Source organism: Flavobacterium sp. AK-345 (assembly GCF_058310175.1).
The window spans coordinates 1-24,199 of the sequence record NZ_JBZEER010000007.1; the positions used below are offsets into that span (position 1 = coordinate 1).

Consider the following 24,199-nt stretch of genomic DNA (forward strand, 5'->3'; position numbering starts at 1 on the left):
TAAAAAGTGCAGAAAACGCTGTTGCGCTTGGAAACTCATCTGAAAAAGAAACAAAAAGCATATCAGATCCTTCTAAAATCAATCAAAATCAAAAAACGACAGTTAGTTCTATAAACACCAAAAACAAAAGCAATAAAGAAGGTGTTTTAAATGGAAAATCAAATTTAGAAGTAAATAAACCAAATCAGGCAGTAGCCGAAAAATCATTTGCCCCAAATAATGAGAATGGCTTTAATACCGCTTCTAAAGCTGAAACATTAAATTCTGAAAAAAGAAATTCAAATCAGGCTGTAGCCGGAAAATCTCTTGTTCCGAATAATGAAAATACATTTAATTCGCCTTCTAAATTTCAAACACCAAATACTGAAAAAGTAAAAGCAAATCAGGCTGTAGCCGAAAAATCAGTCGTTCCTAATAAAACAAACACCTTTAATTCTGGTTCTAAAAATCAGTATTCAAATATTGAAAATGCAAAAGCAAATCAGGCTGTAGCTGAAAAATCAGTTGTTCCGAATAAAACAAATTCCATTAATTCTGGTTCTAAAAATCAGTTTTCAAATATTGAAAATGCAAAAGCAAATCAGGCTGTAGCCGAAAAATCAGTTCTTTTGAATAAAACAAATTCGTTTAATAAAGATGTTGAAAATCAATTTTCGAATAAAGAAAAAGCGAAAACAAATCAGGCTGTAGCGGAAAACTCAATTGTTCCAAATAAAACAAATACCTTTAATTCTGGTTCTAAAAATCAGTTTTCAAATATTGAAAATGCAAAAGCTAATCAGGATGTAGCCGAAAAATCAGTTGTTCCGAATAAAACAAATTCCATTAATTCTGGTTCTAAAAATCAAACGCCTTCTTCTATTTTCGAAGATAAACTGAATTTAAAAAACGCGAACAATGTGGCTTCAAATCCTTTTAATTCAGCATTAAATAAAGATCAAAAAACAAATACGGCCACAAAAGGATTTAAAAACGAAATCATAACAAACGAAAAGACTATTGCTGATAATCAAAAAAGCACTTCAAAATTTGGTGATGCATTGAGTAAACAAGATTCTGTTCAATTGGCTGAACTTCAAAATTTAGAAAAAGGTATTGTTGCTGTAACTCCTGAAACTAAAAAAGAAAAAGAAGACAAGGCTATTGCTAAAAATGAAAAATGGGCTGTGGAAGTTTTTGCCGGAGTTGCCAATTCTGAAAATTATAAAAATGAAAAAACTTTAGGCAACGTAAACGATTCTAAGCAAAGTAACAGTTACGGTGTAAAAACGAAATATAAAATCAATAAAAAGTGGGCTGTAAGTTCTGGTGTAAAATTCAATGAATTGGGTCAGAGTATTGCCAATGTTTCTTATATGAGAACTACAAATGCTTTTTTGACTTCAAGCGATTATTTCAACCAAAATGCAACGGTAGCTACTTCTCATATTACAAATAATGCTAATTATATATTTGTACCTACTAATACAATAATGGCCTTAAAAAGTGATAATGTCGAAAAAGGAAAACTGGATCAGAATTTAAGATATCTTGAGGTACCATTAGAGGTTTCATATTCTATTTTTAATAAAAACAAAACTAATATTAGTTTGAATACCGGTGGCTTTGTAGGTAAATTAATTTCAAACGATATGGCTTTAAATGGAAGTTCTATTGGTGAAAATGTAAACGCAAACGATTATGTATATGGTTCACTGTTAAGCACTACTGTACAATATCGCATTTATAAAAAAACAAATGTTTTTGTTGAGCCTGCTATGAATTATTATATAAATCCTTTAAGCGAACAATCTTTCAACCAATTTCAATGGGGGTTAAATTTTGGTTTGAATGTTTCATTTTAAGCTTCTTTTTGTTGTACTTTTCAAGAAAAATAACAACAAATTAGCATTCTTAAATGGCAATCAAAAATAACTGGATCAACACAAAACTATTCCCTAACGATTTAATTATTGCCAAAGAATTGGTTTATGATTATTGTAATTTTGAATGTACTGAACCTCAACCAGAAGCAGAAAGTCAGGATTATAATGCATACGATTTTCAAATTGAAGGCCGTAATATTAAATTTAGAACGGCAAAAATTACGCCTACAAAAACAGGGCAATTTGTAACTTTATGGAAACGAAATAAAACCGGAATTATTGAACCTTTTGATTTTTCTGATGCTATTGATTTTGTGATTGTAAGTGTTATAAAAAATGATTTATCAGGTCAATTTATTTTCCCGAAATCAATTTTGCTACAAAAGGGAATTTTTTCGACTGCTGCAAAGGAAGGAATACGCGCCACGAGAGTTTATCCGCCCTGGGACGAAACTTCGAGCAAACAAGCTCAAAAAACGCAAAAATGGCAATTGGATTATTTCTGTGAAATATCCCCGAAAACAGATTTGGATAAAATCAAAAAATTACTGCTTTTATAAAATACAAAAAGGCTGTCTGAAATTCAGACAGCCTTTTAAATTACTGGTTATTGTGATTATTTCTTTATAATCTTATCTTTAAAAATAACTTTATTGTTTTCGCTTAAGGTATAAACATAAATTCCAGATCGTAAATTACTTACCTGAACTGCGGTAATATTACTATCCTGCGAACCTTTTATTTCAATCGGACCTCCAACTAAACGCCCTGAAATGTCATAAAGCTTTAATTTTAAGTTTCTATCATCAGTTGTTTTTACTACAATATTTACAACATCAGTTGCCGGATTTGGATATGCTTGTGCAAAACCTTTTTTAGCATCAAAATCAATTGTAGATAAAACATCTTCCTTCAATTCAAAACGCGCAATTACAGGTCCGTGATCTGAAGTGGTGTTGGTATAGTCCTGAATATCACTTCGCGGATCATACACAGCAATTGATTTATCAATATATTCATCTGATAATTCATTAGAAATAACAATGTGATCCAAAAATCCTCCGGAACTTAAAAAACTAGAAGCGCCAGCCTGACTAATTCCTAAAGTTAAGACGTCGAAATTAACTTTATCATTTACAAATGCTTCATAAGAAGAAGGATTTGGAGTAATAACTGATGCTTTTACGTCATCATTAAAATCGCCTAAAAGAATCAAATTAGCATCTGGATAATGCGTAACTAGGCTATCTCTTAATAATTCTGCATCATATTTACGCATGTTGTATCTCAAAATATCACTTCCGCTGTTTGCACGGGCGTGAATATCAATCAGTTTAATCTCTTTTTTGATTCCGCCAATATTTGTTTCTACAGTTACCATATAAGGCAAACGACCTGATGAGAAGAAACTCGCACTTGGATTTGCAGGCGGATCTTTTACCGCTACAGGATAATTAGGTAAAGTTTTTGTTCCTGCTTGTATTTCATCATACAATTCCTGAAACATAACACGAGTCTTTTTTACGGTAGTGGTTTGTGTATTATAAAGAACTACTAATTTTTGAGGCGGAAAATATGGACTAGGTGTTGTTTCAAACGAATACGACCATGTTGGTGAAATTGTTTTGTCGAATGTTTTTCCGTTGATATTTATTTTTGCAATCAACTTATCAATAGAAGGATCATCAGAAACTTCCTGAACTACATAAACATCTGCATTTAATTTGTTCATTACTTTGGCAACATTCTCAATTTGTAAATCATCATTCGTTGGACCAAATTCAACATTTTTTTCATCTCTTACATCCGTACCAAAAAACTCAAGGTTATATGTTACAACATCAAAAGTATCTGCTTTTGGTATAGAAGAACCTGTAAACAAACCAATTTGTTTGTTTAATGAAGTTCCCGAAATTGTTACAGTTCCTGAAATTGCTAATGCTTTTGAAGAAGGCGTAAATCTCGCATAAATCGTTTTTGTATTTGAAGCATCTGTTGCATTCACTAAAACACTTGATTGAAATGTAACGTTATCCAAAGACAATTGAAAATCTGCAGGAGCTGTAAGTGTTATATCGCCATAACCATTTGATTTAAAACTAAATGACAAACTTGCAGAAATTGTATTTGGGTTTGCATCGCCAAAATCTAAAACAGGATTGGAATCTACAAAACTAGCTTCATCCGTAATTGCAACATCGTCTAATGACCATTCGGCAGCATTATTTGTTCCTCCGGCTGTAGTTTCATAAACCCAGGCAACATAAGTATTCGGAGTTTTATAATCGCTTAAATCTATAAATTGCGACTGTGTGTAAGTTCCGGTTATAGTTGGAAATTTACCCTCAATTTCTGTCCATGTTGCCAATTCCGGATTGCTTATTCCGTCATAATTTGTAGAAACCAATAATTTTAAATTTGGTCCGGCATAAAATTTACGAGAGTAAAAAGACAGTAAAGCATATTGTGTAAAAGTATCTAAATGGAGTTTTGGTGAAATTAGCCAGTCTTTGCTTGGACCATTATCCGAAAAACCATTCATTAAAACAGCTCCTGATCCTGAGTTTACGTTTCTGGCACTATTTGTATATGACCATTTATTTGTTGTTCCAGAAGTATTATATTGTTTCCAGCCGCTATTTGCTAAAACATTTGCATCGTTAAAACCTTGTATATAAGGGTTAATTCCTGTTCCGGATAAAGCAACAATTTTGTTCATTGCGCCCGTTGATTCATGTGTTATTTGTCCCGAAAACAGACCGGTTGCATCTGGTAAAAATTTTACATAAACAGTTTGAGATGCATTCAAAGCAAAATCAGCAGCAGCAAATGTTATAGAAGATGAAAATGTATTATTATCTTTAGAAATAGTAAAATTTGATACGGTCGATGTTACCACAACATCAGCCGTTAGATTTGAAGCCGAAATTTGATAACTAAAACTATCTGAAGTATAATTTGGTTCTAAAAATCCCAAATCCAGTACAGAAACTGTTGCAACTATAGTTGGTGTTGGAACATTTGAAGTTGTAGCATCTACTTTAGTTACTGTTGACTGAATATTTCCATAAGGATCTTCAGAAACAGAGAAAACAGAATATGCTGTGCTAAGATTTAAACCCGTAAAAGTTTTTACATATTCCTGAGATGCATTTGTTATATCTAAAACTCCCGATTGTAAAGCGGCTGTTCCTGTTACATCCTGACCTGCTTTTATTTGAGTAATTGTAGGTTCTGAACTTCCTGCCGGCAAGAGAACATAATAGGTTTTGCCAATTTCATCTATTTTATTGATAAAATCAAAACCCTCTCCCCGAATATTAGATGTTTTTGGATAACCTGCAATGTTTACAGGAGCAACAATATCACTTCTAATATCGATATTATCAATTGCAAAAGAAGGTCTTGAACCACTTCCTGAAACTTGTCTTGATATCCAACGTATTTGAACAATAGGCTGATTATCACATTCTGCAGGCAATGTTACATTTATTAGTAACGGGTTTTGTGGCGTAGTATTTCCTGAATCTGTTTGTACAGCATTTGTACTTAAATATGCTGTTGATGGTAAAGTTTTGAAATCACCTGATTCTCCAACTCTGTATTGCAAAGACATTTCATTAATACGAGTATTAGTTCCCTGATATGGATTACGAATTACCATAGCATCATACTTAACTTTAATACCAGTTTGATTTGTACTTTTGAAAGCAAAAACAATTGTTAAATCAAGATTTTGTCCTCCATTTAAAAATCCAATTTTACCATTATAATTATGAATATTTCCACTAGACGTGCTGGCTGAGCTACTAGCGAATAAATTCCTGTCAGGTGCAGCCGGCAATGTACCTGTTACTGTATATTCACTGGCACCTGCTGAACTTGCTAGCCAACCCTGAAATCCAGCTGGGTAAGCTGTATCAGTTGCTAACAATCCGCTAAAATTTTGCGAATAAGGCAAAGGTTGCGGCTCTGGCATAGTTTGAGCGAAAAGATTGACCGAAAAGCAACAAAAAAAACTTAAAAAAGTCATTAAATGACGTAATGAGTAAATGTTTTTCATATGATTAAAAATAGGGTTTTAGAGATCAAATTTAAGTTTTTAAAGTTAAGAGAATATTGCAATAACTTAAACAAATTGTAAGGTTATTTATAAACATAAAGCACCAAAGATCAAACTATTCATATATTCATTGGGTATTCTGTAAGTAAACACAACTTTTTTACTTTTGTATTATTCTCTAAAACCACTTATTTTTAATAAGAAAATTAGCTTTTAATTTAAAATTTAGCAAATAAAAAAAGCTGCCTGAATTTCAGACAGCTTCCTAATAATATAAAAACTGATTTTTAAATCGCCGTATATCCACCATCGGCAATAATATAACTTCCGGTTGTGAAAGAAGATTTTTCAGAACTTAAAAAAGTAACAAGTTCCGCTATTTCTTCGGCAGTTCCTAAACGGTTCATTGGAGCTTTTGCAGCAATGGCAGTCATCGCCTCTTTATTCAGATTATCTTTCAATAAAGCTGTTTCTATATAACCCGGACCAACAGCGTTGCAACGAATATTTTTTTGTGCATATTCGGCAGCAATATTTTTAGTTAAACCAACAACTCCATGTTTTGATGCTGTATATGCCGGACTTAATGGTGCCGCAACCTGACCGTGAATAGAAGCAATATTTACTATACTTCCACCGCCGTTTTTCTCCATTTGTTCTAATTGATAACGACAGGCATAAAATACACCACTTAAATTTAAAGCGATTACTTTATCCCAAGCCTCCGGCTCGTATTCTCCGGTTGGTTTTGCAGGTCCGCCCATTCCTGCATTGTTACATGCAATATCAAGTCGGCCGTATTTTGAAACCGCTACTTCAACCATGTGCTTGTTGTCGATTGCGCTGGACGAATCGCCTTTTACAAAAAAGGCTTCTCCTCCGGCATCTTTTATAACTTTTACAGTTTCTTCCCCATGTTCAACATTAATATCCGAAACTACTACTTTTGCTCCTTCTCGAGCGTAAGATTCTGCAACAGCGCGTCCAATTCCTGAACCACCACCTGATACAAAAGCTACTTTGTTTTCTAAAAGTGACATATTCTTAAAATTTAAATTTATAGCAACAATTTACGAAGATCTTAACCGCTGACCATAACAAAACCAAGGTTTACAATAAGATTAAGACTTTATCACAATCAAATGTTATTTCATATTAAAATCATGTAAATCATCCTTTTTTTTCTTAGTATTAATCTTCATCTAATTTCATATTGCCTCGGTCTTCATGGCTTTCGGGATCTGAATTAGGATAACGATTTGGCGTAATATCAGAATTTCGGTCTTTGTTTTCAACTGTTTTTTTTGCTTCTTCTTCAGATGAAACTCCACGGTTTGCATTGGCATTATTTGGATCTACATCGCCTTTGACTTTTTTGATGTCTTCATTTTCATTTCGCGCTCTTTCTACTACTTTTTTGTTTCCGTCCTGATCTGCTACAACTTCTTTTTTCAAATTGGCATCGTCGGCTTTTCCATCGTGCGAAATATTTTTTCCTTTAGATTCGTCTATATTTTTTTGTACTCCATTTATTTTTTTAGAGCCTAAATCATTAGTTCCCATATCATTCTTTTTTAAAGTTCTCATATAATATTACGAATTCTAAATTTTAAAACTAAATGGTTTAACATTGCTTTTAGTTTATTCCCGTATTATTTTTAATGAAGATGAAACAAAACTATCTTTGCAAAAAATAAAACATGCATCAACACTTTATTCTTTTTAAGCCTTATGGTTATTTGAGTCAATTTATTTATGAATTGAAAAGAAAGAAAAAACTCCTAGGCGAATTGCACGATTTTCCAGAAGGAACTATGGCAATTGGACGTTTAGACGAAGATTCTGAAGGATTGCTTTTGCTAACTACCGACGGAAAAGTCAGCGAGCAAATAAGAAGCAAAAAAGTAGACAAAGAATACTATGTACAAGTTGATGGAATAATAACTACTGAAGCGATCGAACAATTGCAAAAAGGCGTTGAAATTGGTTTTGAAGGTGGAAAATACACAACAAAACCTTGCTCTGCATTTATCGTTACCGAAATTCCGGATTTTGGACCAAGAGCAAAAAAAATCAGAGATGAGAGACATGGACCAACTTCCTGGGCTTCAATTACTGTAAATGAAGGCAAATTTCGTCAGGTTCGAAAAATGACTGCGGCCGTTGGTTTTCCAACTCTTAGATTAGTTCGGGTTAGAATAGGAAATGTATATTTGCAAAACCTAAAAGCCGGAGAAGTTTTAGAAGTTCCCGATTTTAAATTAGATAATGTGTCAATTTGAGAATTAGATTCCCAAATAAACGATTAAACAAATTAACAAATAAACGATAATGCTAAACGTTGTTCTTGTCGAACCGGAAATACCAAATAATACGGGAAATATTGGAAGATTATGTGTGGGAACCGAAAGCCGACTACATTTAATTCATCCTTTTGGTTTTGTTATAAACGATAAAAACCTCAAACGTTCAGGTTTGGATTACTGGGTTCATCTCGATGTAACCGAATATCAAAATATAGAAGAATGGATTGCGCAGATTCCAGATCAATCACGTGTGTTTTTAATGAGTTCTCATGCTGAAAAATCGTATTTGGAAACTGAATTTCAAGACGGTGACTGGTTGGTTTTTGGAAAAGAAAGCGTTGGTTTAAGCAAAGAAGTTTTGGCTCGTTTCGAAAATCATTTAACGATTCCAATGTCGAAATTAATACGTAGTTTCAATATTGCAAATTCTGTAGCTTTTGTGGTTGGAGAAGCTAAAAGACAAATTGGATTGAAGAAATAATCTACTTTCCTGCAAGGTTTTCAAAACCTTGTAGGTATTGCGTTTTTTACAACCTTTAAATTTTATACCTACAAGGTTTTGAAAACCTTGCAGGAAAACCGATCAAGTTACAATAAACTTCCCTTTCTCAGCATCAAAAATAATATGCTCATCTTTAAACAAAGTAGCAAAACTTCCGTTGGAAATTAAATTGCAAGGCTGATCCTGAACTACAGTTTCCGGCGTCATAATAATCATTTCATCACTCAATTGAATCGCCAGATCTATATCGTGCGTAGAAAATAAAATACATTTTTGAGTTTCGTGTGTTAGCTTTTTCAATAATTTAAAAAGCGAAACTTTATGCAACAAATCAAGATGTGTTGTAGGTTCGTCAAGAATAATCAACGGAGTATCTTGTGCCAAAGCCCTCGCAATTAAAACCTTTTGTAATTGTCCGTCACTAATTTCGTAATGCCTTTTTGCAGATAAATGTTCGATTTGAGTCAATTGCATGGCTTCTTGGACTTTCTCAATATCTGTTTGGGTCAAAGTTCCAATCCAATTCGTATAGGGCTGTCTTCCTAAAGCAACAAGTTCAAAAACAGAAAGGTTACTTGGCGGTAATTTTTCTGTTAAAACCAAACTTAGATTTTGTGCTAATTCTAAAGGTTTGTAAGTATTTATATTTTTATCATTTAGAGAAACATGTCCGGATAATGGCTGTTGAATTCCTGTGATAGTTCGCAATAACGTTGATTTTCCAATTCCGTTTGCACCAATCAAAGAGATTAGTTTTCCTGAGGATAAATTCAAATTTAAATTTTCGGCAATAGTCACAGTTGCTTTCTTGGTTTTATAACCAATATTTAGATTTGAAGTTGATAGAATTGTACTCATTTTTTTTAAAGGTGCTAAGGTTCTGAGATACTAAGTTGCTAAGTTTTTTTCACATAGATTAAAATGATCTGCGTAAATCCGTTTAATCCGCGTAATCCGTGTTCCAAATAATTTACTGAAAATTTCTTTTTCGCATTAACAACCAGACTACAACCGGAGCACCAATTATTGAGGTAATTGCATTAATTGGCAAAGTGGTCTCTAATCCTGGTAATTGCGAAGCGATATCACAGAACAACATAATTATTCCGCCATAAAAAAGCGTGCTCCAATATAAAACGGCGTGATTACTAGTTTGAAAAGTAAGTTTTGCAATATGTGGCACCGCGAGACCAATAAAAGCAATCGGACCTGCAAAAGCTGTAATACTTCCTGCCAGTATACTTGTCGCAAATATGATGATTAGCTGGGCTTTTTTGTAATTCAAACCCATGCTTTTGGCATAATTTTCACCTAAAAGCAAAGCGTTTAATGGTTTAATACTTCCGGCACTTAAAAGCAAACCAAAACCAACACAAACGGTTAAAACAGAAATTGATGTCCAGGAAAGGTTTCCTAAACTTCCCAACGACCAAAATGTAAATTTCTGCAATTGTTCTGCCGAACTAAAATAAGTCAAAACACCCACAATTGCACTTGTAAAACTACCAAACATGAGTCCGACAATTAAAATTGCCATTGTATTTCGCAATCGCTGTGCAACCAATAAAACCAAAAGTAAAACAGAAACACTGCCTAATGTGGAGGCAAGCACGATTCCGTATGGTGATAATAAAATTGCATTTAAAAAAGACGGTAATAATCCCGCACCCAAAATAACAATCGCAACAGCTAAAATGGCTCCGGAACTTAAACCCAAAACATCTGGTCCGGCTAACGGATTTCTGAATAATGTCTGCATTAACAAACCACTTATCGACAATCCTACACCAACCAAAAAGGCTGTTATAGCTTTTGGTAAACGGTAATTAATAATGATATATTCCCAAGTTGATTTACTGGCTTGTCCACCTGTTAAACTGGTATATACTTCTTTAAACGGAATTGTAATTGATCCTAAACTTATGTCCAGAAAAAACATAAATAACAGCACTAAACCAAGTACAAAAAACAGAATTATATTTCGCTTTGAATTTATCAATGATCTTAATTTAGTTTAGAGGCAAAGGTAAATTCGTAGCTTGGCAATAAATCAGGGTGAAAAATTTTGATATAATCTTTTAAAACTAAATCTGGTCGGCTTGGTGCCAATTCATAATAAACTGTTCCGCCAGTTGCTCCAAATTTACCTTCAAAAGTATATACGTTTTTAGAAGTAAAAGCATCAAATTGTGTGTAATGCGGATTACTTTTTCCGAATTCATCCAATGTTTTAAATGAGCCTGAAGCAATCCAGAAATTAGCAGTTTTGGCTTTGTCTAATACTTTTTCAAAAGATAAACCTTCACTTCCGCTTCCTTTTAAATCGGCCCATAAATAATTGGCATGGGCATCATTCATGAATTGTGCAACCCAGCTATTTCCTTTGGCTACATACCAAACATCTTCATACATAGAACCATACATAACGGTTGAAGTTGCCGGCTGATCTGCCACTAATTTTTTTGCCTGATTATAGCTTTCAACAATTTTATCAAACAATTCTTTGGCCTTATCTTCCTTGCCAAACAATGCACCGTAAAGTTTAATCCATTCTGCTTTTCCAAGCGGAGATTGTTCCATCCAATCGGCCTGAATAAAAACATTTAAACCGCTTTTTTTCAAATTATCCAACATTGGGTTGTTGTTATCTACTCCAAAAGTTATAATCAAATCCGGAGACAATTCTATTAATTGCTCGATATTCAATTTTTCATTTTGTCCCACATTTTTTACTGAACCTTTATCAATCAAAACTCTTGTTTTTTCTGAAGAAACATAATCGGTATGAGGAAAACCTACTAATTTGTCTTCAACATCAAGCATTTCCAAAAACGGAATATTTGTAGTTGATGTAACAACAACAGATTCTAAAGGCACTTTTATTGTGGTATATTTTTGCAGACTATCCGGAACTTTTGCTTCTTTCTCTTTTAAAATATAAGTGAATTTTGTATTCGCATTTGGCCATGGCTCTATAACCGTAACTACAGAATACCCTTCGTGTTTTACAATTGAAAGTGCGGAAGCAAACTCTATGCTATTTTGGGGAATTTCAGTTTTTACGATCTCCGGAGCTTCATTTTTTTTACATCCAACCAGAAGAAAAAATGATAAAACAAAAATAGTTTTTGGAAATAAATGTTTCATATGTAGGTTATATATTTTGAAATATGGTATCGTTATTGCTTATTATCATTCAAATTTGATTCATGGCGATTCACAATTTAAATTTTTCAATAAGAGCAAAGGTAACGCAATTTATATTTTTTTTATTTACCTTTATTCTTACAAAAACCAAATTTATCTTTACCTACTATTATGAATACCACAAAAACCAAAATTTGCTCGAGTTGCGACTCCGCATTTAGTTGCGGAGATATTTCTGTTGAAAACAAATGTTGGTGTAACGACTACCCTCCTATTTTTAATCTTTCTGATGGAGGAGATTGCCTCTGCCCAGATTGCTTTAAAGAAGCTTGTATTGACAAAATAGACGCTTATATTGAAACTATGACTCCCCAAAAAGCACTACAAAATAAAGCACTATCTTTACCAAAAACCGAAAAACTAATCGAGGATGTTGATTTTTATATTGAAAATGGCAATTATGTTTTTACAACGTGGTTTCATTTAAAAAGAGGAAATTGCTGTGGTAACAACTGTCGGCATTGCCCCTATTAATTATAAATTGTTAGTTCGTATTCATTTCTTAAAATTCTAATTGGTCTTTTGCGTTAGGGATAGAAGCGGCATCCTTTTATTTTTTTTCTTTAAAAAAATAAAAGATAAAGCGTATAGCCCGACCCTTGGGTAACGCCACAATAATTCATAACTCAAAACTTACAACTCATAATTTAAAAAATGATCTACTTAATTACCGGCGGCGAACGATCAGGAAAAAGCACTTACGCGCAAAATCTGGCTTTGCAGCTTTCCGAATCTCCAATTTATGTAGCAACAGCCAGAAAATGGGATGTTGATTTTCAAAGTAGAATTGATCGCCATCAACAAGAACGCGACGAACGCTGGACCAATATCGAAAAAGAAAAACATATTAGTGAAATTGATTTTTCAGGAAAAGTGGCGCTGATTGATTGCGTTACGCTTTGGCTGACGAACTTTTTTGTCGACACTAATTATGATGTAAATTTAAGTCTCGAAGAAGCCAAAAAAGAATTCCTTTCGATTGCCAGTCAGGAAAATACAATATTTATTATTGTAACCAATGAAATTGGAATGGGCGTTCATGCAGAAACTCACATTGGCAGAAAATTTACAGAACTGCAAGGCTGGATGAATCAGTTTTTGGCATCAAAAGCAGATGAAGTTATTTTGATGGTTTCCGGAATTCCGGTCAGGATTAAGGGGTTATAATTTCTAAAAATAAATTCCAAATTTTTAAAATTCCAAATTCCAAAGCTATAGTTTATCTTTACTTATGTACTAAATTTTCAAATTGTATTAATATTTCCTTTTTTGGAATTTGGATTTTTTTTATTAGAATTTCCCACATATTTGGAATTTAAAAATTGTAATTTTATAAATTATGAGCCATTTAGATGATATATTAAAATCCCGTCGCGATACCCGACATTTTACAACTGATGAAGTTCCTGACGAAGTAATCGAAAAAGCTTTGCAGGCTGGACATTGGGCGCCTTCGGTTGGATTGACGGATGCTACGAGATATTTCATCATTAAATCGGCAGAAGTAAAAAGTGCTATTAAAGAACTATTTTTAGATTATAATAAAAAAGCCGAAGAACTCACCGATAATCCGGAACAAAAAGAACATTACAGATCGTTAAAACTCGAAGCGATTGAAGAAGCTCCAATCGGACTTATTATTGCGTATGACAGATCTGTTTTAAATCAGTTTACCATTGGAACTGTTGGCAGCAATGAGGCAGTAAAATTTAGTTCGGTTTGTGCTGCACAAAATATTTGGCTTTCGCTTACAGAACAAGGTTACGGAATGGGCTGGGTTTCGATCCTGAACTATTATCAGTTTAAAAAAATCCTTGATTTACCTGAAAACATTGAACCTTTGGGCTATTTCTGCATTGGAAAACCGGCAACGAATTACAATAACCAGCCGATGCTGCAGCAGTTGCACTGGAAGCAGAAATCGGAAGCTCCGGATTGCAAAGAAATCAAAAATGTGGTTGAAAGTCGTGTTTTAGATTTTCAATTAAAAACAAAAAAATCTGATACCAAAAATGACTTTGCTAAACTTCTACAGGAAAAAATAGATTCTAAAACCAAACCAGTTGGTTCTTTAGGAACTTTAGAAACTTTGGCTTTTCAGATGGCAACGGTTTTTGAAACCTTAAATCCTAAAATTACAAACCCAAACATTGTGGTTTTTGCCGCAGATCACGGAATCGCAAATCATGGTGTAAGCGCTTATCCGCAAGATGTGACCCGCCAAATGGTTGGTAATTTTCTCGAAGGCGGTGCAGCAATCAATGTTTTTTGCAATCAAAATAATATTCAGTTATCTATTGTAGACGCTGGCGTAAACTACGATTTTCCAACAAATGCTAATTTAATCAATGCTAAAATTGCAAAAGGAACACAATCGTTTCTGCACGCACCGGCAATGAGTGAAACGGAATTACAATTGTGTTTTGAAAAAGGAAAATCTATTGTTGATGATATTGCAAAAACAAATTCAAATTGCATTGGTTTTGGCGAAATGGGTATTGGCAATACCTCAACAGCTTCAATTTTAATGAGTCTTTTAACTGGTTTTTCTATTGAAGAATGTGTGGGAAAAGGAACTGGAGTTGAAGCTGAAAAATTACTTCAAAAACAAAATATACTTCAAAAAGCAATTGATAATTATTCCGGTCAAGCCGAATTAATGCAGCAATTGGCTTATTTTGGCGGTTTCGAAATCATACAAATGGCAAGTGGAATGTTAACCGCTTTTGAAAATAAAATGATAATTCTGGTTGATGGTTTTATTTGCAGCGTGGCTTTTTTAATCGCTTCGAAAATAAATTCTGATATTCATAAAAATGCTGTTTTCTGCCATTGTTCTGCCGAAAAAGCACATCAAAAATTACTTGATTATTTACATGCAAAACCTATTTTAAATCTAGATTTGCGCCTAGGTGAAGGAACAGGCTGTGCGATTGCTTTTCCTATTTTAAAATCGGCCGAAGCTTTTTTGAATGAAATGGCTAGTTTTGAAAGTGCGGGGGTTAGTAGGAAATAAAAAAAATATTATACATGCCATTTATAAAAGTTTACATCCATTTTGTGTGGAGTACAAAAAATAGATTCCCATATTTGAATTCTATTGAATTACGAGAGAAAGTTTGGAATCACATTAAAGAAAATGCAAAAGAAAAAGGAATTTACATTGATTTTATAAATGGTTTTTCAGATCATTGTCATTGTTTAATTTCATTGGGAGTCGAACAAAATATTAAAAAAATAATACAATTAATTAAAGGTGAATCTTCTTTTTGGATTAATAAAAATCAATTAACAAAAGAAAGATTTGAATGGCAGGATGAATATTTTGCTGTTTCGGTTTCAGAATCGGTTGTTGATAAAGTGAGAGATTATATTAAAAATCAAGAAATTCATCATCAGAAAAAAACTTTTCAGGAAGAATACGATGAATTTATAATGAAATTTGGATTTCAAAAAATATTGAATAAATAGAATTTGGCTAAAGCCATTTCCCATTATAAAATTTAATCCCCCAGATAAATCTGGGGGCTATTCAATATTGAAACCTATAATTAAATTTAATAACATTCTGCCAATCTTTATTGACAATCTACTATTGAATTGCCTCCAGATTTGTCTGGGATTATTGGAGAATTAAAATTTGAAATAAGTAAAATACAAATAAATCTGAACCAAATCTATTCTAACACAAGTCCATTAATGATCTTTTTGAATAGCCCCCAGATTTATCTGGGGTTATAAAGTTTGCAATGAGAAATGGCTTTAGCCAAATAATATACCTAAATATCAATGAAAAAAGAACTACATATCTTCTTTACCTGTTTAATGTTTTACACCCGAATTCCCTGTCCCAAAAACATCGATCATAATCCTGAATATTTAAATAAAGCTACTCGTTACTTTCCTTTTATAGGATGGATTGTTGGAAGCATTTCATTTTTAACTTTCTATCTTTTTTCTTTTTTTCTATCCACAGAAACTGCCGTTATTTTTGCAATTATCACTTCTATTTTAACGACGGGAGCTTTTCACGAAGATGGTTTTGCAGATGTTTGTGATGGTTTTGGCGGAGGATGGACAAAAGAAAAAATCCTCATCATTATGAAAGACAGTGCTATTGGCGCTTATGGGGCAATTGGTTTGGTTTTGCTTTTTTTATTAAAATTCAAATTACTTTCAGAAGGTATTTTGCTTTTTACCACTGATAATTCTCATCTTCTTATTTTTCTTTTGTTTATTTCGGCTCATTCTTTAAGTCGTTTAGCTGCAATTTCGATCATTTTTACACATGAATATTCGCGCGATGATGCTTCGAGCAAAAGTAAGCCAATCGCAAATAAGCATAGTTGGAAAGAAGTTTTTGGTGCTTTCTTCTTCGGATTAATTCCTTTGTTGGCACTTGCTTTTTTTCAGTATAAAATTTTGTTTGCGATAATTCCAGTTTTCCTCACTCGTTATTTCTTGGCTCGCTATTTCCAAAAATGGATTGATGGATATACGGGAGATTGTCTTGGTGCAACGCAACAGGTTTGTGAAGTTATTTACTATTTAAGTATTCTTTTTCTATGGAAATTTATCTAGTTCGCCATACCGAAACTATTTGTAAAAAAGGAGTTTGTTACGGACAATCGGATGTTGCTATTGCTGAGCCTTTTGATTTGGTTTTCGAAAACATCATTTCGCAATTACCGGCTGAAGCCATTATATTTTCAAGTCCGTTAAAAAGATGCTCCATTTTAGCAAAACACATTCAAAAAAGAATAAAAACTGTTTCTTATCAGGAAGACAAACGATTGATGGAAATGAATTTTGGCGATTGGGAAATGAAAAACTGGAATGATATTCTGCCCGAACAACTGAATCCGTGGATGGAGGATTTTGTTAATATTCCGGCTTTAAACGGAGAATCTTTTGTTGAATTACATAAAAGAGTTGTAGCCTTTTTATCAGATCAAATTTCAGAAGAAATAAAACAGCCAATAATTATTATTTCTCATGCCGGCGTAATTAGAAGCATTTTATGCCATCATACTTTTTTACCCCTAAAAGATGCTTTTACTAATAAAGTTGATTTTGGACAAGTAATAAAAATAGTACTTTAAAGGTCGTTTTGTTTAGAATTTGATATAAAAAATGAAACAAATTTGAAAATTCGATGATTTTACCTTTATCTTTGCGCCAAATTAAGGTTGTGTTTAATTAAACACATTAAAAGGGAATCAAGTATAAATCTTGAGCTGTTCCCGCAACTGTAAGCTAAGTTCTAAATGAATGCTTATTGTTATCTACAAACCACTGCTCGCCCCGGCGGGTGGGAAGGTAAACAATAAGACGCAAGCCAGGAGACCTGCCTTTATAACAAATATCGAGCTCTCGGGAAAAAGAGTGTAGAAATTATGACTTTAAAAAAACGTTTTGCATTTTGTTTTCTATTGTTGTGCCAATTTATTTCGGCGCAAAATGACTCTATTACAAAACTTAAGGAAGTTATTGTTTCTGATGTCAATCTAAAAAAATACTCCAGCTCACAATCGGTTCAGGTTTTAAATGATTCTGTTATCAATAAAAATCAGCCTTCTTTAACTTCACTTTTAAACTATAATACGGTTATTTATTTTAAAGAAAACGGTTTGGGAATGACTTCGGCTCCCTCTTTTAGAGGAACAACAGGAGCGCAAACTGCTGTTATCTGGAACGGTATAAATATAAATTCTCAGTTTTTAGGTCAGGCAGATTTTAATACTATCGGAACAAGAGATTTCAATTCTATAACTGTAAAAGCCGGAGGCGGAAGTGTTCTATACGGAAGCAGTGCCATTGGTGGAAGTATTCACCTAAATAATGATTTACGATTTAAAAAGGAATTCTCAAATCAGGTATTTTTTAGCTTAGGAAGTTATAATACTTTGAGCGCCAATTATCGTACTATCGTTGCATCAGATAAATATAGTCTTCAGATAAGTATTTCCAGAAACAGTTCTGATAATGATTTTAAATATCCGGGCAATACAAATCAGAGAAACACAAATGGTGAATACTATAATACTAGTATGAATACCACTTTTGGTTATAAAATTGATTCTAAAAACACATTAAAGGCTTATAGCCAGTTTTACGATTCTGAACGTCATTTTTCTTTGACTTCTCCTAATGGTTCCAAAACCAAATATGATGATTTTAATACCCGAAATTTATTAGAATGGGAAAGTCTTTTTAATCGTTTTACATCAAAATTGAAAATTGCTCATATTGGAGAATCCTATAAATACTATCCTAGTATTACTTCAGAATTATTCACTTACGGAAAAGTTGAAACTTCTCTTATAAAATATGATTTGGCGTTTGATGTAAATGATAAAATTAAACTAAACTCGATTGTAGATTATAATCGCAATAAAGGATATGGATCGAGTATTGACAATGTAAAAAGAGAAATAGGCTCTGCGAGTATATTATTAAGTCATTCACTAAGTGACAAATGGGATTATAATGCGAGTATTCGTCAGGAAGTAACAGACAATTACGGAAATCCATTTCTTTTTTCGTTTGGAACACGTTATCAGTTTACTGACTTTTACCGTGTAAAAATAAATGCTTCAAAAAACTTCAGAATGCCTACTTATAATGATTTGTTTTGGGAAGGAAGCGGTAATCCTGATTTAAAACCCGAAACTTCTTATCAGGCTGAAATTGGCAATGAATTTTTTACCAAAGATTTTTCAGTATCAGTAACGGCTTATTACAATTCTATTAAAAATTTATTGCGTTGGGTTCCCTCACAAGGCGGCGGAGATGTGTGGTCTCCGGAAAACACTGATAAAGTAAGGGCTTATGGTGCTGAAGTAATTTTAGAATGGAAACCAAAAATAGCAAACAATAATTTTACAATTAATGGAACGTACGCCTATACAGTTTCAGAAAGCGAACAATTGATTGCAGGTGAATTAATTTACAAGCAATTGATATATGTTCCTTACCATAAACTGACAGGATCTGTCTCTTACAATTGGAAAAAATTCTCTTCTTATTTTCAGTATTTATATAACGGAGATGCCTATACAACACCTTTTAATAATCCTGCAACTAAGGTTAAAGATTATAACATTGGGAATGTTGGAATTGACTATGATTTTGGCAAAAAGAAGAGTTATAAACTTGGATTTCAGGTACTAAATGTTTGGAACGAAAATTACCAACCTGTTACAAGCAGACAAATGCCCGGAAGAAATTATTCTATATACATAAACCTTAATTTTTAAATACCATGAAAAGATTCAATAAACTATTTTTAGCTGTCCTAGTAAGCTCAGCATTTTTTGTGTCATGTAGCAATGATGATGACAATACTCAAGAGGCACGCGGTGATTATGATGGCGGATTATTTATTGTTAACGAAGGTAATTTTGGAACTCCAAACGGTGCTATTTCATATTTATCTGATGATTTACAAATCGAAAACGATGTATTTTCATTAGCAAACCCGGGAAAAGTAACCGGAGATACTCCTATATGTATTGTTTTTAATGGTGATTTGGCTTATATAGTTGTAAACGCATCAAACAAAATTGAAGTTGTTAACAGATATACTTTTAAAAGCATTACCACAATAACTACAAACCTAAACAATCCGAGATTTATTGCTTTTGCAAACGGAAAAGGATATATCACAAACTGGGGAGATCCGCTAGTTACTACAGATGATTATGTAGCAGTACTTGATCTTGCTACAAATACTATAAGTTCTTCATTAATTTCTGTAGTTGAAGGTCCTGAAAAAATTATTGAAAATGACGGAAAACTGTATGTAGCACACAAAGGTGGCTATGGCCAAGGAAATTCATTGACAGTAATTAACTCTGCTACTAATGCAGTTGTAACAAACTTTGAAGTTGGAGATGTTCCTAGTGCATTGGTAAAAGATAATGGAACCTTATATGTTTTATGTGATGGAAGACCTTCTTATGCAGCACCGGAAACTACTGGTAAAATTGTAAAAGTTAACCTGAGCAACAATACTATTGCATCAACTCTTACTTTCCCAGATGTAACACATCCTGGTTTTATGGATATTAATAACAGTAAAATATATTATACTGTAGACAGTAATGTTTATACAACTTCGACAACTTCTACCACATTACCAACTGCTGAAATATTTAAAGCTGCAAAAGTTAGTACGCTATATGGTTTTGCTGTAAAAAACGATAATATCTACATCGCTGATGCAGGAAATTATCAAGATCCTGGAAATGCTTATATCTATTCTTTAACAGGAACAATTACTAGTGAACTTGGCGTTGGGATATTACCAAACGGTTTTTATTTCAATAACTAATAAAATAGCTGGAAGAATATTTTCAGAGCAATCAATTTACTTTATTTTTTTTATTTTTTTTGGAAAAAAAAGGCTTTCATTTCTGAAAGCCTTTTTTATATCATCGTATTTTAATCTCTTATCTTAATTCCTTTAGAAATTCTTTAGGAGCAGTTTCCAAATACATTTCATTTCTTACTCCGTTTATTTTTTTGGAATCACTAAAATAAGGTAAAACTAATTCTTTATCGTCCTGAATTCTTTTTGCTGTTACACCGGTAATTTTAGATATCGCTGTAGCCAGGAAAGGTTCGTTTGTTTCTCCTAAAACACCGTAACTGGTTACGAATTCCTGTTGTAAATAAGTAGGTGTTAAACCGCTTGTATAATCTCCAAAATCTTCTGAATTGGCAATTTTTAAAACCAGTGGCTGCATGGCATATTTATGATTTGGATTTACTTTAGTTTTGGTTAAAGTTTCTGAGTCATAAACTGTAAAAGAACCAACATTTTTACCAATTGTTGTTTCACCAATCTGAACCACATTAATATAAGGTTTTAATCCATTGATAACCAATTCACTTGCAGATGCCGTATTATCAGTCGTTAAAATATAAACTTTAGAAAGGTTTAAACTGTTTAATGCAGTTCCATCAATATTATTTACAAATCTGTCGTTTAAGGTTTCTAACTCATCCGTACTCATGCTGGCCATTAATTTAATATTGTATTGCCTTTTTGAGAAAATCTTACCATCAAACTGACCTGTAATTAAACTTGCCAAACGTGTTGCGGTACGAACAGATCCTCCACCATTATATCTTAAATCTAAAACTAAGTCAGTAACACCTTGTGCTTTTAATTCTCCAAAAGCTTCATTTAATCTGGCGTCATAGTCAGCATAAAAGCCATTGTACATTAAATAGCCAATTTTGTGTTCGTTTGAATTTATTACCTTATTAATTAAAATTGGGTTTTCTTCTAAAGTTGTTTTTGTCAGACTAACTGATTTTCCGTTTAAAACAAATGTAGATCCATTATAGTCAGCAAAATTTAAAGTATAGCTGTCACTATTTAGCAATAGGGCTTCGTAGTTTGAAGCCGTAAGTTTTGTTCCGTTTACAGCAGTAAAAAAATAACCTCTTTTAACATCTTTTGTTGAAGCATCAGAATTAGCAATAATATAACGCACATAACCTACTAAATCATTAGATCCTTCCGAAACTCTGGTAAGCCTGAAATCAACTCCATTGTTTTTACTGATACCGTTAAGTTCCTGTTCTAAAACAGTATAATCATCAACAATCCAGCTAAAACGGTCAATGGCATTAATTGGATATTTGCTTACCGGCTTATTTAATAAATCCTCAAACAATTCCTCTGGTTTTGAATAGCCCGCTAAAAATGAATTAAAGGCATCTTTATTTGCAAAACGATCATCAGCTAAATTAGGTACATCAGCCTGCCACAGATAAACTTGATTTAATCCTCTCCAGACAAAATCGTTTACCTGCAAATCAGCGGGTGCGGCAACATCGTCCTCATCTTCACAGGATTGCAAAGAAAAAGCTAATAAAAAAATTAGCAGGACACTTCTTAATATTGTTTTCATAAAAATATGTTTCGATATTCTATTAACGTAAAAATACTATCTTTAGTTTTAACATTTATAAGTTTGTTGCTTTTTTATTGAAAAAAATAACAATTTGGTTGTAACAAAAATAATTGTGCCTCGTCTTGACTATATAAACACTCTATAAAAGGTTTGTTTATAAAAATAAAGACTGACTAAAAATTTACTGTAAAAGATTAAATATTTAGTCCTTTCTAACCAAAAACCAAAAAAAGTAACCACAGATGAACCAAATTGTGTTTATAGAATTAATTAATCCTTTTAAAGACAAAGTTTTTCGTCTGGCAAAAAGATTACTTACCAGCACCGAGGAAGCTGAAGATGCAACTCAGGAAGTAATGGTGAAATTATGGAACAAAAAAGACAATCTCGATGCCTATAATAATATTGAAGCCGTAGCAATGACAATGACCAAAAATTATTGTCTCGATCAATTAAAATCTAAAAGAGCCGGGAACCTTAAAATTGTACATAATAATTTTACCGACAGAGAACCTCAATTAGATAAACAATTAGAAGACATTGACAGTTTAGAATGGGTAGAAAAAATAATGAGTCAGTTGCCGGAACAGCAGCAAATATTAATTCAGTTACGCGATGTTGAACAATATGAATTTGATGAAATTGCGAAAATTGTCGACATGAATGAAACGGCTATACGAGTAGCACTTTCGAGAGCGAGAAAAAAAATTAGAGAATCAATGCTTAATACACACCGTTATGGAATTAAATAAAATAGAAGATATATTAGAAAAATACTTTCAGGGAGAAACTACTATTGCCGAAGAAAAAGAATTAAAAGAATATTTTTCTTCACCGAATGTTGCGCAGCATTTGGAGCAATACAAACCAATGTTTGGTTATTTCTCTCAGGTAAAACAACAAAAATCAACGCAAAATATTCCACTAAAAACTAAAAAACGAAATGTGGCGTGGTTATCAATTGCAGCTTCTGTTGTTGTTTTACTGTCAATTGGAACCTATTTTTATGTAAGCGAAAAAAATACAGCCTCGGTTGTAGCGCAATCAGAATTAGGAACCTATGATGATCCGGAAGAAGCGCTGAAAGCAACGCAAAAAGCTTTGGCCTTATTATCAAATAATGTTAATGTAGGTATCGAAAGTGTACAATACATTAAAGAATACGAACAATCAAAAAACAAAATTTTTAAACAATAAAAAAATCAATCAAAATGAGAAATTTAATTATAACACTAGTTTTCGCATTCGTTACCACTACTTTTTATGCACAAAGTGCATTTGATAAATATGATGGTCAGGACGATGTAACCTCGGTAATTGTAAACAAAAAAATGTTTGATTTAATGAGTAAGGTAAAAGTTGATGCTTCAGACAAAGAAATGCAACAATATATTAGCCTGATCAAAAAACTAGACTATTTAAAAGTATTTACAACCAAAAACCCTAAAATTGAAGCCGACATGAAAGCTTCTGCAGATAAATATATAAAAACTGCAGGTTTAGAAGAGTTAATGCGAGTAAATGACAGCGGAAGAAATGTAAAAATATTAGTAAAATCAGGTGCCAGCGACACTCAGGTTAAAGAATTACTAATGTTTATTGACGGCGCCAAAAACGAAGAAACGGTCTTATTATCTTTAACTGGTAATTTTGACATCAACGAAATCTCTGTACTTACAGATAAAATGCAGCTTCCTGGAGGTTCTGACTTGAAAAAAGCGTCTAAAAACAAAAAATAATCATGAAACTAAACGTTTTTACCTCGGCCATTTTAGCAATTGCAACTTTAATAAGTTGCAATTCTGAACCTTCATTACAAAAGTATTTTGTAGAAAACACAGAGAACAAAGATTTTATTGCCCTTGATGTTTCGCCCAGTATTTTAAACTTAGAAAAAGCAAAATTATCAGCCGAACAAACAGAAGCCTTAAAATCTTTTGACAAGATGAATATTCTGGCATTCAAGGCAAATGATAAAAATCAGGCGCAATTTGAAACCGAAAGAACAAAAGTTAAAGCTATTTTGACAAATCCAAAATATCAAAAATTAATGTCTTTTGGATCAGGTAAAGACGGTGCTTCGATAAGTTATGTTGGTACTGATGAAAACATAGAAGAATTTGTGGTTTTTGCCAATAGAAAAGAAAATGGTTTTGCAGTAGTCCGCGTGTTAGGAAAAAACATGAATCCCAACAATATTATGACGTTAATGTCTGTTTTGAAGGAATCAAATATAGATATGGAACAATTAAAGCCTTTGCAGCAATTGGTTAAATAATACATCCTTTACTTACTTTAAAAACAAAAAAAGCTCCAATATTGGAGCT

General features: G+C 32.8%; 23 protein-coding genes and 1 riboswitch. Of the genes, 16 read left to right on the forward strand and 7 right to left on the reverse strand.

The genetic code is table 11. The features are described 5' to 3' along the window. Together AC4FQ3_RS13655 and AC4FQ3_RS13660 are read left to right on the forward strand one after the other, a co-directional pair. Positions 1-1,844: hypothetical protein (locus tag AC4FQ3_RS13655; RefSeq protein ID WP_491182198.1), on the forward strand; the 1,844-nt coding region annotated here is incomplete at its 5' end. 53 nt (positions 1,845-1,897) lie between these two features. Continuing rightward, on the forward strand, positions 1,898-2,425 hold the full coding sequence (locus AC4FQ3_RS13660; RefSeq protein WP_491182199.1) for a MepB family protein: 528 nt from the start codon (positions 1,898-1,900) through the stop codon (positions 2,423-2,425). Between the two features lie 56 nt (positions 2,426-2,481). Here the strand turns inward: AC4FQ3_RS13660 and AC4FQ3_RS13665 are convergent, their stop codons facing one another. The 3 genes from AC4FQ3_RS13665 to AC4FQ3_RS13675 form a co-directional block, all read right to left on the reverse strand. Continuing rightward, positions 2,482-5,844, reverse strand: a complete 3,363-nt coding sequence (locus AC4FQ3_RS13665; protein WP_491182200.1) for a choice-of-anchor J domain-containing protein — start codon at positions 5,842-5,844, stop codon at positions 2,482-2,484. A gap of 371 nt (positions 5,845-6,215) precedes the next feature. Continuing rightward, on the reverse strand, positions 6,216-6,968 hold the full coding sequence (locus AC4FQ3_RS13670; RefSeq protein ID WP_073396583.1) for an SDR family NAD(P)-dependent oxidoreductase: 753 nt from the start codon (positions 6,966-6,968) through the stop codon (positions 6,216-6,218). 151 nt (positions 6,969-7,119) lie between these two features. Beyond that, a complete protein-coding gene (locus AC4FQ3_RS13675) occupies positions 7,120-7,515 on the reverse strand; it encodes a hypothetical protein (RefSeq protein ID WP_491182201.1) in 396 nt (131 codons plus the stop codon). Positions 7,516-7,628: 113 nt separating this feature from the next. Here AC4FQ3_RS13675 and AC4FQ3_RS13680 point away from each other — a divergent pair, with 113 nt between their 5' ends. Next, a complete protein-coding gene (locus AC4FQ3_RS13680; protein ID WP_471732625.1) occupies positions 7,629-8,210 on the forward strand; it encodes a pseudouridine synthase in 582 nt (193 codons plus the stop codon). Positions 8,211-8,259: 49 nt separating this feature from the next. Then, positions 8,260-8,715: a tRNA (cytidine(34)-2'-O)-methyltransferase gene (locus AC4FQ3_RS13685; RefSeq protein WP_042567322.1), complete on the forward strand. Its 456-nt coding sequence runs from the start codon at positions 8,260-8,262 to the stop codon at positions 8,713-8,715. 102 nt (positions 8,716-8,817) lie between these two features. On the opposite strand, the gene AC4FQ3_RS13690 is transcribed toward AC4FQ3_RS13685, so the two are convergent. From AC4FQ3_RS13690 to AC4FQ3_RS13700, 3 genes are all read right to left on the reverse strand, one after another. Beyond that, a complete protein-coding gene (locus tag AC4FQ3_RS13690; RefSeq protein ID WP_491182202.1) occupies positions 8,818-9,594 on the reverse strand; it encodes an ABC transporter ATP-binding protein in 777 nt (258 codons plus the stop codon). A gap of 112 nt (positions 9,595-9,706) precedes the next feature. Then, positions 9,707-10,735, reverse strand: coding sequence for an iron chelate uptake ABC transporter family permease subunit (locus AC4FQ3_RS13695; protein ID WP_491182203.1), 1,029 nt, complete (start codon positions 10,733-10,735; stop codon positions 9,707-9,709). Between the two features lie 5 nt (positions 10,736-10,740). After that, positions 10,741-11,883 (reverse strand): ABC transporter substrate-binding protein, encoded by a 1,143-nt coding sequence (locus AC4FQ3_RS13700; protein WP_491182204.1) that lies wholly within the window; start codon positions 11,881-11,883, stop codon positions 10,741-10,743. 171 nt (positions 11,884-12,054) lie between these two features. On the opposite strand from AC4FQ3_RS13700, the gene AC4FQ3_RS13705 reads away from it, so the two are divergent. The 8 genes from AC4FQ3_RS13705 to AC4FQ3_RS13740 all read left to right on the forward strand — a co-directional run bounded on the left by AC4FQ3_RS13705 (position 12,055) and on the right by AC4FQ3_RS13740 (position 20,278). Next, positions 12,055-12,417, forward strand: a complete 363-nt coding sequence (locus AC4FQ3_RS13705) for a C1orf53 family protein (protein ID WP_073396567.1) — start codon at positions 12,055-12,057, stop codon at positions 12,415-12,417. 180 nt (positions 12,418-12,597) lie between these two features. After that, positions 12,598-13,110 (forward strand): bifunctional adenosylcobinamide kinase/adenosylcobinamide-phosphate guanylyltransferase, encoded by a 513-nt coding sequence (gene cobU, locus AC4FQ3_RS13710; RefSeq protein WP_491182205.1) that lies wholly within the window; start codon positions 12,598-12,600, stop codon positions 13,108-13,110. A gap of 172 nt (positions 13,111-13,282) precedes the next feature. Further along, a complete protein-coding gene (gene cobT, locus AC4FQ3_RS13715; RefSeq protein ID WP_491182206.1) occupies positions 13,283-14,959 on the forward strand; it encodes a nicotinate-nucleotide--dimethylbenzimidazole phosphoribosyltransferase in 1,677 nt (558 codons plus the stop codon). 14 nt (positions 14,960-14,973) lie between these two features. Continuing rightward, entirely contained in the window at positions 14,974-15,414 is a 441-nt protein-coding gene (tnpA, locus tag AC4FQ3_RS13720) for an IS200/IS605 family transposase (RefSeq protein ID WP_491182207.1), read from the forward strand. A gap of 318 nt (positions 15,415-15,732) precedes the next feature. Continuing rightward, positions 15,733-16,524 carry an adenosylcobinamide-GDP ribazoletransferase gene (locus AC4FQ3_RS13725; RefSeq protein WP_491182208.1) on the forward strand — a complete coding sequence of 264 codons (792 nt, stop codon included), beginning with the start codon at positions 15,733-15,735 and terminating at the stop codon, positions 16,522-16,524. Beyond that, positions 16,509-17,045, forward strand: coding sequence for an alpha-ribazole phosphatase family protein (gene cobC, locus AC4FQ3_RS13730; RefSeq protein WP_491182209.1), 537 nt, complete (start codon positions 16,509-16,511; stop codon positions 17,043-17,045). The genes AC4FQ3_RS13725 and cobC overlap by 16 nt, the downstream gene beginning before the upstream one ends. A 67-nt stretch (positions 17,046-17,112) precedes the next feature. Then, a riboswitch (cobalamin riboswitch) is annotated at positions 17,113-17,312 on the forward strand. A gap of 27 nt (positions 17,313-17,339) precedes the next feature. Continuing rightward, positions 17,340-19,202 (forward strand): TonB-dependent receptor plug domain-containing protein, encoded by a 1,863-nt coding sequence (locus AC4FQ3_RS13735; RefSeq protein ID WP_491182210.1) that lies wholly within the window; start codon positions 17,340-17,342, stop codon positions 19,200-19,202. 5 nt (positions 19,203-19,207) lie between these two features. Further along, positions 19,208-20,278, forward strand: coding sequence for a YncE family protein (locus AC4FQ3_RS13740; RefSeq protein ID WP_491182211.1), 1,071 nt, complete (start codon positions 19,208-19,210; stop codon positions 20,276-20,278). A 118-nt stretch (positions 20,279-20,396) separates the two neighbouring features. Here AC4FQ3_RS13740 and AC4FQ3_RS13745 read toward each other — a convergent pair whose 3' ends face one another. Beyond that, complete coding sequence (locus AC4FQ3_RS13745) at positions 20,397-21,869, reverse strand: GFO_1087 family putative carboxy terminal peptidase (protein WP_491182212.1); 1,473 nt, start codon at positions 21,867-21,869, stop codon at positions 20,397-20,399. A gap of 245 nt (positions 21,870-22,114) precedes the next feature. On the opposite strand from AC4FQ3_RS13745, the gene AC4FQ3_RS13750 reads away from it, so the two are divergent. The 4 genes from AC4FQ3_RS13750 to AC4FQ3_RS13765 are packed head-to-tail and all read left to right on the forward strand — an operon-like array spanning position 22,115 to position 24,150. Then, positions 22,115-22,624 (forward strand): GFO_1088 family ECF-type sigma factor, encoded by a 510-nt coding sequence (locus AC4FQ3_RS13750; protein WP_073396545.1) that lies wholly within the window; start codon positions 22,115-22,117, stop codon positions 22,622-22,624. Further along, positions 22,611-23,069: a PG0215 family putative anti-sigma factor gene (locus AC4FQ3_RS13755; RefSeq protein ID WP_073396542.1), complete on the forward strand. Its 459-nt coding sequence runs from the start codon at positions 22,611-22,613 to the stop codon at positions 23,067-23,069. The genes AC4FQ3_RS13750 and AC4FQ3_RS13755 overlap by 14 nt, the downstream gene beginning before the upstream one ends. Before the next feature lie 14 nt (positions 23,070-23,083). Next, positions 23,084-23,611 carry a GFO_1090 family protein gene (locus AC4FQ3_RS13760; RefSeq protein ID WP_042567309.1) on the forward strand — a complete coding sequence of 176 codons (528 nt, stop codon included), beginning with the start codon at positions 23,084-23,086 and terminating at the stop codon, positions 23,609-23,611. Between the two features lie 2 nt (positions 23,612-23,613). Next, positions 23,614-24,150, forward strand: a complete 537-nt coding sequence (locus tag AC4FQ3_RS13765) for a GFO_1091 family lipoprotein (RefSeq protein ID WP_491182213.1) — start codon at positions 23,614-23,616, stop codon at positions 24,148-24,150. Positions 24,151-24,199 lie beyond the last annotated feature (49 nt).